The following is a 16,243-nucleotide window of genomic DNA, read 5'->3' as shown; positions in this document are numbered from 1 at the left end:
TTTTAGGCAAAATATGTCGTTCATGTCGCCTCGTTTGTCGTTCATGTCGTTTCGATGGTTGTTGATGCAAAAAATATTATTTTGGTTTTTTAGAACATAGGTTTGAGGTAATTAATTAAATATAAACCTTAAACAAAAAACAATGAAAAAATTATTATTTATTGCAATGATGTGCTTAATGAGTGTAGGTGCGTTTGCAAACAATTTTATGGTCATAGTAGGTAACACTGAAAATAGTTTTTTTCTGTGTAGAGCAACAATAATGCAATATGATTCAAGTGGAAAACATATTTGTAGCTATGTTGCTTATGGGGATACCTGTTCAGAGGCAATGGCAAGTGCAAGAGAATTACAGGCTGAGTGTCAAGAATAATCCTTTCAACACTTTTTCAGTTCATACTGAAAAAGTGTTGTTCAATGAAATATTTTTAATTTAAATATATGAATTCAACAAAAAACAAAATAATAAAGATAAGTTTATCATTAATTTTCTTTTCAACAAGTTTGTTTGCGCAATTGTCAGGTACAATTAATTATAAGTTTATTGTAGTAGATCCTGTAACAAATACAACCAATATCACGAATTCAATTTTGTATATAACCGATAATAAGTCCTTACAAATTGGCATTGAGAAAAATATATCTCCTCAGAATTTGGATGATAATACGATAATTGAAATTGTGAAAGGCCGGCCTATCTTCATTTTTAAAAATTTCAAAATGAAAACTTTATTATTGTCAGATTATGTTGGTTTGAAAACTCGACTAATTGAAGATACTTTGCTCAATTTTAAGTGGGTAATCACAAAGGAAAAAAAGAAAATATTAAATTTCAATTGTACAAAAGCCCGAGTAGATTTCAGGGGTAGGCAATATGAGGCTTGGTTCACAAACGATATTCCAATACAAAATGGTCCCTGGAAATTTTGCGGTTTGCCAGGCCTTATTATTAAAATCAATGATGAAAAAAGAATTTTCACCTATGAACTAACTGGTATTGATCTAAAAACAAAAATAGACAAAAATATTCTTACAGTACCATTAAGTTATTTGAAAGATACGCCAATTACACATAAGGAATACACTTTATTGTTAAATAAGAAAATTTTGGCATATCAAAAGATGGCTAGGGTTATTCAAACTGGCAAAGAAGGTACATACCCATCTCCTACGGTTATTTTGCCAACAAAACAAGAAAAATTTTAATGCTTAGGGCACTTATTTTATTTATCTTATTTCTCCTAGTCCATAGTTTTTCTTTTGCTCAAACGGTAAAAATTAGCGGAAAGGTAAATTCAGGTAATCAATATCTGCCATCTGCATCAATACAATTAAAAACATATAGCGATGATTTGCTTTTTTACGGTTTCACCGACGAAAATGGTAATTATATAATTTCTGGAGCATTAGATCTATCAGATAAGTATTTGTTAATTGCCTCATACATTGGTTATAAAAGAGATACATCAATTGTTGGTAGAATTGCTTTAGTTGGTAAGGAATATAAATATAACTTCAATTTGGTTGAAGATAAAAACCAACTTGATGAAATTTATATAAAAGCGCCACCAGCAGTAGAGGTAAATAATGATACTACAAAATATAATGTTCTTAGGTTTACAAGCCCTGAAGATAGGAACCTAGAAAGCGTTATTAAGAAAATGCCTGGCATGGAGATAAACAAAGACGGAACTATATTTTTTAAGGGGAAAAGAATTAGTAAGGTTTTATTAGAAGGTGATGATTTAACAGGTGAGGGCTACAAAGCCATTACTAAAAACCTTAAACCTGAATTTATTGAAGAAGTACAAGCTTTAGATCATTATGTAGAAGATGATTTACTTAAAGGTATTATTAACAGTGATGATATTGTTTTAAATCTAAAAGTAAAAAATAAAAAGGCCCGTAAAATTATTGGAAGTGTAGATGGTGGTTTAGGTACCAATGATAGACGCCAGCTGTCTACCAATCTAATTTCATTTATCGATAAAACCAAAGCCTTTGCTTTTGCAAATCATAATAACTTAAATAGCGAATCGAACAGTAATATTTTAGATTTGGCTGATGAAAATCGAAAGCTTACAGGTAACAATCAAATTATTCGACATGAAATAGGTACTTATAATCCATTCGATGATAAACTTTATACCATTAACAATACTACACAAGGAAGTTTAAATGCCATAACAAGACTGAGTGATCGGTTAAAAATTAACTATTCACTTTTTTATTTATGGAGTAGGTTGAACGGGAAAACCTCATTGCAAAATACCTACTTTCCACCAAACGCAATTTATACTGAAGATAATGATCACAGACAGAGTTTAAATAAAACCCTAAAAGCAGATTTCAGTACAGATTACTTAGTGAAAAAGAATGCTCGCTTTTGGGCAAAGGTTACTTATAAGCAAGAACCCAAAAGCTTTAACAGTTCGGCATTTTCGATTTACAACAATATCATTGGGGATAGCATTTTACAAAACCAACAGGATTTAAATCGAACATTTAATGGACAATTAAAGTACACCGTTAAGGCAAATACGCGAACGGCTTACCTATTCTCGGCAAAGATTCTTGCAGATGATGTAAACCAAAGTTATAATGTAAGTTCAAACCTATATAGTGATATACCAATTTTTCATGGTTCAACTTATCTTTCGCAGGAAGTAAATAATCAAAACTTTAAATTCAAAATCGATGCTGAAGTATTGAAACGATATCATACAAGTTTTTTGTATTTCAATATCGGAAATGAAATAAATCAGTTCAAAGTGAACTCAAATTTGCTCGATGCCAATAACACTTCAGTAGGGCAAGATTATGTTAATAATAATCTGTTTAAAATGAACCAAACTTATTTAACCTCAAAATATGTGTATGACAATCAAACGGTTAAAGTTACAGCTCAATTAAAATCTACCATACAACTTTTAAAAAATATGGGCAAGGATAGTACATATTTAATACTTGAGCCTAATATTGTTTTTGCGTACAAACTTAACCAAGTTCAGAACCTATCTTTAAATTATAATTATAGGAATAATAATCCTCAACCTATTGAATATTATAAAAATTACATTTTAACAGATATCCGAAATTTTAACAGTGGTTTAACAAATTTTTATAATTACAAAAATCATTCTGTTAGCTTGAATTATGGATACAATGATTTTGCCAATTGCTATTTCAACTTTAATATTTCAGTAAATGGAAGTTATAGTAGGTATGGGTTTTTGTACACAAACTTTTTTGATAACACATTAAACTATTCTGAGAAGCAACCCTACAAAGGCATTAAAACTTTTAACGCAAATATTAATAATAAAAAATTTATTCCCTTTTTGGCTATTAGTATATCAGCAAATTATGCCCCATCTGTATCAAATTATTATAGTAAGTTTGGCGATGATGCAAAAAAATACACTTCAATAAATCATTCGATTAATACAAAAATTAATACTGGTTTTGGTTTGCCAATCAATTTTGGAATCGGTACCGAATTGCTGTTGAATAAAACAAATAGTGAAGAAGCTTTGGTAGCAAAAAGCAATGCTTACAAATATATATTCGAGTATCGATTCAAGATTAGCCCTAAAATTTTCAATTTTTCTTCCTACAGTATATATAGAATGAATAACCAAAATTTTAGTCTAATTAATACGGAATTACAATTTAATCCAATTAAGGGAAGTTTTAAATATAGCCTGCAAGGAAAAAACTTAGCAAACATTAAAGCCTTTACCAATGTGAATATTAATGAGGTTTCATCCTCTAATTACTCTTCATCTATTCTTGGGCGCTATATTATTTTTAATGTTTCTATGTCGATTAAATAGAATTTCAAAAGTGAAATTATGTCGTTCATGTCGCCTCGTTTGTTGTTCATGTCGTTTCGATGGTTGTTGGTGCAGAAATTTTTACTTTAGTTTTTTACAGCATAGGTTTGAGGTAATTAATTAAATATAAACCTTAAACAAAAAACAATGAAAAAACTATTATTTATTGCAATGATGTGCTTCGTGAGTGTAAGTGCGTTTGCTAGTGTAGCAAACGACGGAATTAAGACTATTCCAAAGTTAGCGACTAATAAAAAATTTGAGCTTTTAAGAATAACTGGAAGTTATGTAAGCGATTGTGGAGTGAAATGGAATTTTGTAATCAACACTAATAATCCCTTTAGTGTCGCAGGTCGGTTAAATGCCTTAATAGATAAATCAAATAAAGCATGCGGTACTGCAAAGACTCAGATAACTAACTTTATTGAATATCGACTAGATGAAACTAATGAGCGTGAATCATTAGAATTGGTATCTGAACCGGAATTAATATTTCAACCTTAAATACATATACTGCAAGGAAATAACGAATATATCCTTGCAGTATTCAAGAGAAACAAAAATGAAAAAAACACTTACCCTATGGCTCATATTAATTGCATTTTATACAAATGCACAAACACCGAAACCAAAAACAACAATTAAATACCAAGTAACATTTATAAAAAATAATAAAAAGATTGTTGATGATATTTGTGAATTATATCTAACTAAAAATGAAAGCTATTTTTATAGTTATGGTTCTGTTGAAAACCACAGAGTCATTGATGCAAAATTGCAGAATATAATTGCATCTGGCGGCGGTAATATAGATCTTACTCAAAAGGAATTAAAATCGAACTTGTACCCATTTCAAATTATAAAAAAATATACTTTGAAAAAGGCAATTGTTGTTGAAGAAATCGGCGATCAGAGATTGGGCTATATTAAGGATAGTCTCTCCACAAAAAGATGGAATATAACCAATCAAAAAAAAATGATTGGAAGCTACGTGTGTTATAAAGCACATATGAAGAAGGACACAAGTTTGATAACTGCTTGGTTTTGTAAGGATATACCAATAAGCGAAGGGCCCTTTTATTTCTACGGATTACCTGGGCTAATTCTGCAGGCAAGTAGCACAATGGGTTGGAATGCAACTGTTTTATCTATTTATAATACGACAAATAACAATTCTAAAAACTTCGGTAACGATTACATTTTAGTAACCGAAGAGAAAATAAAAAAGGCTAAACAAAATGAGAATGCGGATTTCAAGGAAGGGATTCAGTCAAATGGCGACAAGCTTGAAAAAAGCAAAAATTAGAGAATTTAGTTGTTTAAAAATTCTATCAATGTTTTAAGCCTATTGAGCAACTATTACATGATTGGGAGAATTTTAAAATCTCCAAATTATTTAAAACATAATCATGAAAAAAATTCTAATTCTACTATTTCCATTAATATCAATTTGCAATATAATAAATGCTCAAAAAAATACGATAATTATTGCGAGTGTAAAATATAAAGTGAAATGTACTGTAGATAAAGATGTAATTATCGACGATGTTTGCCAACTAGACATTACAAAAAAAAATAGTTTCTTTTATAGCTATGGTTTTGTGGAAATGATGAATGCATTTGAAGATAAATATAAAAAAGCTCAAGAATCAAATGTACCAGTAGAAACTAGTAAGGAGGATTTTAAAACTACACTATATAAGTTTTATACCATTAAGGATTATTTAAGCAAGAAAATAATAATAACAGAATATTTTAGCGATCAGGGATTAGGTTATGTTAGAGATAGTTTGGGTAATACAAAATGGATAATTACGAATGAAAAAAAAGTAATTAATAAATTATTGTGCATTAAGGCGCAAGCCACCATTGGGAAAATTAAAAGTACTGTATGGTTTTGTCCAGAAATTCCTTTCCAAGAAGGTCCTTTTTATTATAACGGTCTGCCCGGTTTGATCGTTAAAGCCAATAATAGTTTAGGTTGGGATGCTGAATTAATCTCAACTAATTTCAGTAGAAAAGATAATAAGGAAATTGTTATTTGGCCATACGCTTTGGTTACAAAAGCTCAATTTGATAGAGCAAAAGTGAATAACGAAAACTTACTTAAATCAGGTAAAATTCCAGGTGGGGGAAGTTTTGAAAAAGCTAGTAACTAATTGAGAACTATTCTTTTTATTGTTTTCATTTTTTGCTCATTCGTATCATACTCGCAGAGTATAATTAAAGGTAAAATAAAGAGTGGACAAAATGATTTTGTTGAAAATGCCAATATCATTTTATTTAAAAATAATAGTGATGAAGTAATTTCTTATTCTATTTCAAATGAAAAGGGAGATTTTTTAATTTCTTATCCAAGTAGTGCAGATAGTTTGAGATTGGAAATTAACTGCATTGGTTTTGCAAAACTTACAAAATTTCTTTCTAATAAGCCAAATCAGATCATTAATTTTTCCCTTCAAACAGCCGTAAATATATTGCCAGATGTTGTTGTGAGACAAAAATCTATTCAATTAAATGGAGATACGATAAGCTACAATGCCAAATCATTCTCGGATAAAAGTGATCGAGTAATTTTAGATGTGATAAAAAAGATCCCTGGGATAAAAGTAACAGAATACGGACAGATTCTATTTAATAACAAACCAATAAATAAGTTTTACATAGAGGGTAAAGATTTGTTGGAGGATCGATATAATATTGCAAGCAATAATTTGCCAGTTGATGCTGTTGATCAGGTACAGCTTTTACAAAACCATCAGCCAATTAAACTTTTAAAAGGACTGGAACAATCCGATCGTGCTGCAATCAATATTAAATTAAATAAAGATTCTAAGCTTCATTTACTTGGCAACGGACATTTAGGGTTAGGCTTTTCTCCTTTTTCTACTGATAATGGTCTGACCCTCTTAAAATTTAAGAAAAATGTACAGTTTATAAATTCATTGAAATATAACAATATTGGAATAAACTTAGATCAAGAACTGAATGAGCAAAATTATTCTGTTAGTTTATCAGAAAGCGGTAGTATCAAGCAAGATTTGGTGCATTTAGTTAAAGCGAGTACGCCTCCAATTAATCAATCAAGATTTTGGTTTAATAATAACTTATTAGGTAGTAGCAATTATTTGTTTGGCTTAAGTAAGCTATTAGATTTAAAAGTTAATCTCGCATATGAAAATGATAGATTAACAGACACCGCTAATTCAGTAACAAAAATTTATTTGCCAGAAGATACAATAATTATAAACGAAAATCATATTGGTTTAAGTAGTTATTCCAAGATCCTAGCTGGCTTGACAGTACAAGCAAATACCAATAAAGTGTATCTAAAAAACTCATTAAAATTTCAAAGAGTTTACAGTAAGGCCGAAGATTTAATATCATCGGGGATTAATCAAAAATTAATAAATCCATTTATCAACTTGATAAATGATCTGAATTCTATTATTAATTTGGAAAATAATTTAATAGGAATTACATCTTTTACTAGCTTTACTAATTTACCTCAGAACTTATCTATAACTCCTGGCCCATATGAGGATATTTTAAATTCAGATAGAATATATGATAAATTATTTCAAACCATCCAACGCAGAAGCTTTTACACTAATAACTTTGGCTCATTTACTAAAAAGTTGGGTATCTTTTCTTTTGCGAATAAATTCGGTATAACTTTTCTTTCCCAAGCACTTGAAAATAATTTGGGCCTTGAAGAAAATGGAGAATTCAATCCTGTTATTGGTAATTTTAAAAATCTGATTCAACGAAATAGATTGAAGTTTTATAATGATGCAAATTTAAATTTATCTCATGGAAGGTTTAATTTTTCTACAGGGATGAAAATAAGCTCAAATACTTTAATAAATAGCAATATTGATAAAAAACAAAAAGATAACCGATGGTACTTAAACCCAAATATTAGTATCTTATATAAGCCAAGCACTTTTTGGGAGACAAATATTAATTTATCAACTTCTAATAATTTTGATAACGAATATAATGCATCTTATATCTTGATGGATTATAGGAGTTTGATTAATAATAACGTACCCTTACAAGAAACGATAACTAAAAATTTATCCTATCATATTGGGTATAAAAATATTATTAATGCCGTGTATTCAAATTTAACTGTGGATTACTCAAAAAGTGTAACGAATGTATTAATGAGTACAATATTTGATGGAGTGCTTAACACAAAAGTAGCGATTGCACAAAATAATCCGACTAATGATTTAACCTTTAGCTGGAATATTAATAAATACTATTTAGGACTAAAAACCTCATTTGATTTATCACTTGCTTATAATGTGATTAAAATGAATCAATTACAGCAGAATGTTCTAGCTGGTTTTACTAGCAAAACATATAGTTTAGGAACAAACTTAACGTCAAAAGTTGGTGAAAATATAACGCTTAAATATATACTAGATCTGATGGTAAATAAAAACTCAAGCAAGATATTAGAGCAAGATTTTGACTTTACTCCGATCAAACTTCTAAAGCAGGATTTCAATTTTAAATATTTTTTAGAAAAGGATTTTCAAACGAATCTAAGTATTGAACATTATTACAATAACGCAAAAACTGGTAAAGGTTTGACTTATTTTTTTGCAGATTATTCTTTTCAGAAAAGTATAAGTAAGCCAAAGCTCGATTTCTCCGCTACGATTTCGAATATTTTTAACACTAAAACTTACAGTAGTTATTCTTATCTTAATAATATATTCATTAATTCAGATTATACTTTAAGAGGCAGAATGTTTATGTTTAAAGTTAGCTTTCAGTTCTAATAAATGAAAAAAGAACAACTTAGGAAACTAGGGATTATTAGTATATTAATTATTTTAATTGGCAACCAAAACAAAAAAAGACTTAGCGTCTAACTAAGTCTTTTTTATTATTTCGGTCCGCCTTTGTATCTATTAAGCAACTCTCGCTTAAATGATTCTTGAGCTCTAAAATATTTTCCTACTATTTTAATCGGCAAGGAAGATTTAAACTTATTGTAATATTTCTTTTCTAGATTAAGGTCTCTCTGTCTGAAATCAAGTTCGCTGGTTATTAAACTTTGAACCTGTGCATCTGTTAAATTATCAATTTCCGTTACCTTACGAAAAGAGATCATTTTTTGCATCCTTTCTTTGCGCAAAGCCATTTGCTCGCGTTGCATCTCATTATAAATTGGCCAAAAGATCTTTGCCTCATCTGGTGATAAATCAAGCTTTTGTGTAAAGTAGGCAATCTTAAGGGATTCTATTTCTTCTCCTCTTGGTTTTTGAGCCCTAAGCATGGTTGGTAATAGAAACAATAAAGTGGCGAAAAATAAATTCTTCATATTAATTAATTGTTTAATTCCTGAGTTAAATCACTCGAAGAGTAGTTGTTCAGGATGTAGTTTTCCATTTCTGTATCTGACGCAGATTTGGCATTGGTTACCGATGAATTAACATTTTGGGATTCGATGTGCTCAATAATTGTACTTTCATCAATATCGTACAACATTTGTTCCGTAGAAACGTCAGCCGATAATACTGGAAGTGTTTCTGTTAAAGTGTTATTCTGATAGAAATATAATCCAAAAGAGGCTATGAGTAAAAAGCATGCGGCACTTGCATACTTAACAAAGCTTTTTCTCCATAAAGGGATAATCTTTGCTTCTTTTTTAACTTCAGTTGCTGCAATTTTAGCGGCAATTTTGTTTTGTAGCGTATCAAAATAATTTTCTGGAACTGCAAAAGCATTTTCAGGTTTAACAATTTGACTTAATGCTACATGCGTTTCAATGCGTTCCGTTAATTCTTCGAAATAATTTTGAGGAACTTCAAAACTATTGTCTTTTGTATTTTGCTTAATTCCATCAATAAAAATGGAAGAAAAAATAGCCTCATCACAATTTTCGAAATATCCATCAGGAACGGAGAAAGGGTTACGTTTCCCCAAAGCCGCAAGGGCAGGAGCTTCGTTAATCCAATCGTTATTTTCTATATTTTCGTTCATCACAGATATATGATACAATTAAGATCAAAAGGTTTAATAGTCTATTTCATCATTTGTAATAATTGCTTCAATTTTTTTGGCCGCAATGTGAAATGATGCTTTTAAAGCACCAACAGACGTTCCAAGTACTTCAGATATTTCTTCATATTTCATATCATCAAAATATTTCATATTGAAGATAATCCGTTGTTTTTCAGGTAAGGTAAGAATCGCTTTTTGAAGTTTGAGCTCTAGCTTATCGCCATTAAAATAAGATGAAGCCACAAGATTATCTGCAAGCTCTGACGAAACTTCATCCAATGGAGTATTGTTACGCTGTTTTTGCTTGTTTAAAAAAGTAATGGATTCATTCGTCGCGATTCTATAAATCCAAGTGTACAGTTGTGAATCACTTCTAAATTTATCTAAGTTTTTCCAAACTTTAACGAACACTTCCTGAAGCAAATCATCACAATCATCGTGGTTAAGCACTAACCTACGGATGTGCCAGTAAATTTTTTGCTGATATTTTTTTAAAAGCAGGTTAAAGGCTTCGTTCCGAGTTTTCTCGACGGCAAACATTGCAAGAATTTCCGAATCTTCAACTTGTTTCATTTATAACAATTAAAAACCACAAAGACACAAATTGCACTAAGCTGTTGTGGCCAGTGTTTATTCGTGTCCTTGTGGTTAACTTTAATATTTATTTTTTTCTACCGATTACTTTTTGAACTGCTTCAACAATGTTAACGGCATCTAAGCCATATTTAGCCATTAATTGATCAGGAGTTCCGCTTTCGCCAAAAGTATCATTAGTGGCTACAAACTCTTGTGGAGTTGGCAATTCTGTAGTTAATAAACGTGCTACGCTTTCGCCTAAGCCACCAAATTTGTTATGCTCTTCGCAAGTTACCACACATCCGGTTTTCTTTACTGATTTTAAGATGGCTTCATCGTCCAAAGGTTTAATCGTGTGGATATTTATAATTTCCGCATCGATGCCCAATTCTGCTAATTTCTCTCCAGCTTCTATTGCTTTCCAAACCATGTGGCCAGTTGCAATAATTGTTACATCAGTACCTTCGTTAACCATCCAAGCTTTACCAATCTCAAATTTTTGATCAGGATCTGTAAATACAGGAATTACCGGGCGACCGAAACGTAAGTAAACAGGGCCTTCGTATTCAGCAATGGCTAAAGTTGCCGCTTTGGTTTGGTTGTAATCGCAAGGATTGATAACTACCATTCCTGGCAACATTTTCATTAAACCGATATCTTCTAAAATTTGGTGCGTTGCACCATCTTCGCCTAAAGTTAAGCCTGCGTGAGATGCACAGATTTTAACATTTTTATTTGAATAAGCAACAGATTGACGAATCTGATCGTAAACGCGACCAGTAGAAAAGTTTGCAAAAGTTCCAGTAAAAGGAATCTTGCCCCCAATGGTCATACCTGCAGCAATACCAATCATGTTTGCTTCTGCAATACCAACTTGTGTAAATCGCTCAGGGAATTCTTTAATAAAAGCCTCCATTTTAAGCGATCCAACTAAATCAGCACATAAGGCAACTACATTTTCGTTTTTCTGTCCTGCCTCATGTAAACCAGCACCAAAACCCGAACGTGTATCTTTTTTTTCTGTGTATGTGTATTTTTTCACGGTCTTATATTTTTTTAAAGGAGTTCAAGCTTGCTTCGCAGGTTTTCATAACCCCAAACCCCTAAAGGGGCTTCATTTGTTAATTAAATTAAATGTGATTTATTCCTTGTTAGGAATTTGGATAATATATTTTTACCCTGCTAATAGTTCCCCCTTCAGGGGCTAGGGGGTTAGTAATCCCCTAAAGTTTCTGGTAATTGTGCCAAAGCTAATGCCAATTGCTCATCATTTGGCGCTGTTCCGTGCCATTTATGAGAACCCATCATATAATCTACACCAGCACCCATTTGAGTACTCATTAAATTTAAAATTGGTTTACCTTTTCCTGTTAAAGTTTTAGCATAATGTAAGCCTTCAACAATAGATTGCATATCGTTACCATCGGTATTGATTACATGCCATCCAAAAGCTTCAAATTTAGCTTGAAGGCTATCTAAAGAAAGTACTTTTTTGGTTGGGCCATCAATTTGCTGTCCATTGTAATCAACACTGCAAATTAAACGATCCATTTCATGAAAAGGCGCAAACATTGCAGCTTCCCAATTTTGTCCTTCCTGTAATTCTCCATCACCATGTAATGTAAAAACATAAGAATTATCACCATTTAATCTTTTGGTTAATGCTGCACCAATGGCAACAGACATACCCTGACCTAATGATCCAGAAGCAATACGAATTCCTGGTAAATGCTCGTGAGTAGTCGGGTGTCCTTGTAATCTGGAATTTAACTTACGGAAAGTTGCCAATTCACTTTTATCGAAATAACCTGCGTGTGCAAGTGTACTGTACCAAACTGGTGAAATGTGTCCGTTAGATAGGAAGAATAAATCTTCGCCAACGCCGTCCATACTGAATTCCTTTTTGTGGTTCAAAACCTCAAAATATAAGGCGGTAAAAAAATCGGCACAGCCAAGTGATCCACCTGGGTGGCCAGATTGACATCCGTGAACCATTCTTACGATATCTCGTCTAATTTGCGAAGCGATATCTTCTAGCTCTTTAATTGTATGTTTCATTAAAATAAGAGGTTGTTGTTACATAGCAAAGGTAATATTTTACCCGCTATATCATAATTAGTTATTGATTAAATCGAGTACTTGTTGAGTTGAGTTTTTCGTGTCAACTTTTTTAATAATGTGTGCAATTTTTCCTTCACCATCAATAATGAAAGTAGTGCGTACTGTTCCCATATATTTTTTACCATACATATTCTTTTCTGCCCAAACACCATAATCGTTAACGATTTTTTGATCCGTATCCGCGAGCAATGTAAACGGTAAACTATGTTTGGTTACAAATTTTTGGTGCGATTTTTCATCATCAACACTCACACCCAATACTGCAATCCCTTTAGCAACTAAGCCTTGGTAGTTGTCTCTAAAATCGCAAGCCTCAGCTGTACATCCTGGCGTATCATCCTTTGGATAAAAATAAAGCACTACAGTTTTGCCTTTATAATCGTTTAAAGAAACCTCACTTCCGTTTTGGTCTTTCGATGTTATTGCAGGTGCCTGATCACCTTCTTTTAACTCTGCCATATATATGATTCAATTTTTAATAAATGAATAGTTGTAATCTATCGATTTTGCAATTTAAACAGTTTAACCCATTATAGTGTTCGATAGTTAATAAAATATGACTTTAACCTGTGTCAAATGTGTGATTACTGTTTATTATTTTTTGAAAGCAAGTACAGTATTTCATTTTAATGGAAGTCCCGTTTTGTGCTCATACGCCTGCAGGCCTTAACCACAGGCCGGTATCCGCGTCAATCGGGTTTAAAAACGAAGGATAACCTGTTATTTCGAAAAGGAAATTTTATAATTTCTGGTGTTCTCTTTCATATCAGTAACCACGAGTTCCAGCATATGCTTCCCACTTGCAGTTCTTTCATCAAAGCTATGCCATAATGTAGCAGATTTAGTATCAAATTCCATTAAAACCCATTTGCCGTCAATATAGCCGTTAAAGCTTTTAATACCAGAAAGGTTATCGCTGATTTTGAATGTCATTTTTGATAAGCCCGCCATGCTTTTTCCAGCAGAAATGTTCACAGGTATTATTCTAGGGGGAATCGTATCTACAGCAATATAAAAACTGCCAAAGTTTTTCGGCGTAGCCTTTACATATCCATTGTCAAAAGATCCACCTTGAGAATTTCCATTCGAGTTCACAATTAAAGCTTTGCTTCTTAAATTTTCTGGGAGGTTATCCGCTTTAATCCACAAATCAAAACCAATATGAAGTGGAGTGTAGCGGTTGTGGATTTGGTGCATTGCAGACCAAGAATTTCCAATTGTTTTAGGGAGTTTTTTGTAAGTAAAGTTTAAGTCACTGTAAAGCGTTCCTTGAGGGAAAATAACTTTTATATCATCAGCGTTGAATTCGTTAACCTTGTTGTAGGGGAAAATAATACCTGCTTGGACAGTTGGAACAACAACAGATGCCGAACCCGCATTTACTGTAAAAGGTAATACCGATTCATTTCCTTTCGAATCTGTCACGATATAACGAAGTTGATGAGATGCACCATCATTAAAATTGATGCGACCACTGTTAACTAAACTGCTGTATATTTTTAAAGGATTTCCGGGCTCTACAAAGCTTTTCTGAATGCTTCTTTTCGTGTTTAAATAGGTAGGAAAGTCGATGTGCGAATTTATAGCCTTGCTATCTTCGAAAGCGAAACGTTCCAAAGCTGAAGTGTAAACCATTTTGCCATCTACTTCTAATTGGATAGAATAAACACCATTAATGCCCGACATGCCGTTGTGCCGATCGGTAGTTACAATTCCGAAACCAACCTCGCCAGTTAAACTTACAGGTGCTACAGTTTTATAACTTCCATTTGCTCCAGCAATGGCGATAGCTTGTTTAGGTAAATTTTCATTAAAAACCTTACCATTTAATCGATAAACATATAAGCCGTGAATTACTGGAGGAATGTTATCGGGAATAATAATTCCGAAAAACTGTGGGTTAATGGTTTCCTCCGTTTTGGTATCCCTAATTTCGAAGTGAAGATGCGGACCTCCAGAACTGCCTCTATTTCCAGACCAAGCAATAACTTCGCCTTTGCGTACCGGGATTAAAGTTGCATCAGGAAACTCGTCAATCTCAAAAGATTTTTTCTCGTATTCTAAGTTTTTTACAACTGTTGCAATTTTAGGTGCAAACCGTTGTAAATGACCATAAACCGTTGTATATCCATTCGGATGGTTAATATAAAGCGCCTGTCCGAAGCCACTATTTTGAACCCTTAACCTCGAAATGTATCCATCAGCTACTGCGTAAACCGGATAGCCTTCCCGTTGATTGGTTCTAAAATCGATCCCAGAATGAAAGTGATTGCCTCGAATTTCTCCAAAAGAACCCGCTAGGGCAGGAGGCGTAATATCCAGAGGTTGCCTAAAATCTGTAATTGGGTATTTATTGGTGCTAAAAATTTGTTGTGCCTGAACTAAATTAAAGGTGAAGAGAAAAGTAAATACAAGAGCAAGTTTAACGGTTTTGTGAATCGGATTTTTAATCATGCTTTACTTTACGTCAAAATTTAAAAGTTGTTTTCCTTCTAACCACGCCTCTAACTTATCGCCTTTATTGATTTTGCCAACACCTTGTGGAGTTCCAGTAAAAATTAAATCGCCTTTTTTTAGGGTAATATATTGCGAAACAAAGCTGATTATCTTCTCGAACGAGAACAATAAGTCTTTAGTATATCCATTCTGACGAGTTTCTCCATTAACTTTTAACTCAAAATTTAGGCTGTACAAATCTTCAAAATCACTTTTTGGTGAGAATGTACTGATGGGGGCAGAATTATCAAATGCCTTTGCCAGTTCCCAGGGTAAACCCTTTTCTTTGTGTTTACTTTGAATATCTCGAGCAGTAAAATCTATACCCAAGCCAATTTCATCGTAATAATTAGAAGCAAATTTTTCGGCAATATGCTTTCCTTCCTTACAAATTTTCAGCACAACTTCTAATTCATAGTGAACATCGTCAGAAAAATCGGGCAAATAAAAAGGCTTATTATCTTTAAGAACTGCAGTATCAGGTTTTAAAAATATAACTGGAGTGGTTGGAACAGGATTGTTTAATTCTTTGGCGTGTTCGGCATAATTACGGCCAATAGCAATGATTTTCATATAAATACAAGGTTTGAGATAATAGACCTGAGATTTAAAAAAAATCTCGATCAATCAAAAATAGAAAAGAAAATGATGTTATAAAACAGATATCCGTTTTACTTGACTTTCAGAGCCTGCAACAACTCTTAAAAAGTAGATCCCAGCATTTAAACGACTAGGAAGGGCAAACGTTTTGGTTTGTTCGCCAGAATTTAAGCGCTCATTTGAAAGTGTCACCACTTCATTTCCGAGCAAATCTATAATCTTGATTGTAGTTTGAGTACCATCTTTTCCAATGGATAAGATAATATTTAACTGATCTTCGACCGGATTAGGATATATTTTTACGATAGTTAAAAGTTTATCTTTTGCAGTTGAAAGTGTAGCTGGTTTTGATGTTCCAGAATAAGTATTGAACATTCCAGAGCCACCAATTGATAGATATGATGGTTTATAAGGTTGAATGTTGGCTTTAATTTCAGGAATTCTACTAACTTTTTTTGTTTTCGCTTTAAGGCTAATTCTAATACTATCAGTCTGTTGCGCCCAAGAATTAACGCTGCATAGCAAAACAATGCACAATGTGCACATTATTTTAGAGAGGAGCATTATCTTAGTGTAGAGTTTCATCAAAT

General features: G+C 32.4%; 16 protein-coding genes. 7 read left to right on the top strand and 9 right to left on the bottom strand.

The features are described from left to right. Positions 1-142: 142 nt before the first annotated feature. From H7U22_RS04115 to H7U22_RS04085, 7 genes are all read left to right on the top strand, one after another. Positions 143-373 carry a hypothetical protein gene (locus tag H7U22_RS04115; RefSeq protein WP_187070078.1) on the top strand — a complete coding sequence of 77 codons (231 nt, stop codon included), beginning with the start codon at positions 143-145 and terminating at the stop codon, positions 371-373. A 68-nt stretch (positions 374-441) separates the two neighbouring features. Beyond that, positions 442-1,206 (top strand): GLPGLI family protein, encoded by a 765-nt coding sequence (locus H7U22_RS04110; RefSeq protein ID WP_187070077.1) that lies wholly within the window; start codon positions 442-444, stop codon positions 1,204-1,206. Further along, complete coding sequence (locus H7U22_RS04105) at positions 1,206-3,836, top strand: peptidase associated/transthyretin-like domain-containing protein (protein ID WP_187070076.1); 2,631 nt, start codon at positions 1,206-1,208, stop codon at positions 3,834-3,836. Before H7U22_RS04110 ends, H7U22_RS04105 begins: the two co-directional genes overlap by 1 nt. Positions 3,837-3,983: 147 nt before the next feature. Beyond that, positions 3,984-4,340, top strand: a complete 357-nt coding sequence (locus H7U22_RS04100; RefSeq protein WP_187070075.1) for a hypothetical protein — start codon at positions 3,984-3,986, stop codon at positions 4,338-4,340. Positions 4,341-4,398: 58 nt separating this feature from the next. Beyond that, a complete protein-coding gene (locus H7U22_RS04095; protein ID WP_187070074.1) occupies positions 4,399-5,142 on the top strand; it encodes a GLPGLI family protein in 744 nt (247 codons plus the stop codon). Between the two features lie 103 nt (positions 5,143-5,245). Further along, positions 5,246-5,995 carry a GLPGLI family protein gene (locus tag H7U22_RS04090; protein WP_187070073.1) on the top strand — a complete coding sequence of 250 codons (750 nt, stop codon included), beginning with the start codon at positions 5,246-5,248 and terminating at the stop codon, positions 5,993-5,995. Continuing rightward, positions 5,996-8,632, top strand: a complete 2,637-nt coding sequence (locus tag H7U22_RS04085) for a TonB-dependent receptor (RefSeq protein ID WP_187070072.1) — start codon at positions 5,996-5,998, stop codon at positions 8,630-8,632. It abuts the gene before it with no gap. Positions 8,633-8,739: 107 nt separating this feature from the next. Here the strand turns inward: H7U22_RS04085 and H7U22_RS04080 are convergent, their stop codons facing one another. The 9 genes from H7U22_RS04080 to H7U22_RS04040 form a co-directional block, all read right to left on the bottom strand. Continuing rightward, positions 8,740-9,177, bottom strand: coding sequence for a hypothetical protein (locus H7U22_RS04080; protein WP_187070071.1), 438 nt, complete (start codon positions 9,175-9,177; stop codon positions 8,740-8,742). Positions 9,178-9,182: 5 nt separating this feature from the next. Next, a complete protein-coding gene (locus H7U22_RS04075) occupies positions 9,183-9,839 on the bottom strand; it encodes a hypothetical protein (RefSeq protein WP_187070070.1) in 657 nt (218 codons plus the stop codon). Positions 9,840-9,872: 33 nt separating this feature from the next. Continuing rightward, positions 9,873-10,433, bottom strand: coding sequence for an RNA polymerase sigma factor (locus tag H7U22_RS04070; RefSeq protein ID WP_187070069.1), 561 nt, complete (start codon positions 10,431-10,433; stop codon positions 9,873-9,875). A gap of 88 nt (positions 10,434-10,521) precedes the next feature. Next, on the bottom strand, positions 10,522-11,478 hold the full coding sequence (locus H7U22_RS04065; RefSeq protein WP_187070068.1) for a transketolase family protein: 957 nt from the start codon (positions 11,476-11,478) through the stop codon (positions 10,522-10,524). A gap of 170 nt (positions 11,479-11,648) precedes the next feature. Next, on the bottom strand, positions 11,649-12,494 hold the full coding sequence (locus H7U22_RS04060) for a transketolase (protein WP_187070067.1): 846 nt from the start codon (positions 12,492-12,494) through the stop codon (positions 11,649-11,651). Between the two features lie 57 nt (positions 12,495-12,551). Beyond that, the gene (bcp, locus tag H7U22_RS04055) at positions 12,552-13,016 is read right to left on the bottom strand and encodes a thioredoxin-dependent thiol peroxidase (RefSeq protein ID WP_187070066.1); all 465 of its coding nucleotides are present in this window, start codon (positions 13,014-13,016) and stop codon (positions 12,552-12,554) included. A 261-nt stretch (positions 13,017-13,277) separates the two neighbouring features. After that, complete coding sequence (locus H7U22_RS04050; RefSeq protein ID WP_187070065.1) at positions 13,278-15,011, bottom strand: M23 family metallopeptidase; 1,734 nt, start codon at positions 15,009-15,011, stop codon at positions 13,278-13,280. 3 nt (positions 15,012-15,014) lie between these two features. Further along, complete coding sequence (locus H7U22_RS04045; protein WP_187070064.1) at positions 15,015-15,626, bottom strand: fumarylacetoacetate hydrolase family protein; 612 nt, start codon at positions 15,624-15,626, stop codon at positions 15,015-15,017. Positions 15,627-15,704: 78 nt separating this feature from the next. Next, positions 15,705-16,238, bottom strand: coding sequence for a T9SS type A sorting domain-containing protein (locus tag H7U22_RS04040; protein ID WP_248284679.1), 534 nt, complete (start codon positions 16,236-16,238; stop codon positions 15,705-15,707). Between the last annotated feature and the right edge of the window lie 5 nt (positions 16,239-16,243).

Source organism: Pedobacter fastidiosus, assembly GCF_014306625.1.
Classification (GTDB): domain Bacteria; phylum Bacteroidota; class Bacteroidia; order Sphingobacteriales; family Sphingobacteriaceae; genus Pedobacter; species Pedobacter fastidiosus.
The sequence above is the reverse complement of the archived record's forward strand: the minus strand, read 5'-3'. Positions and strand labels throughout refer to the sequence as shown.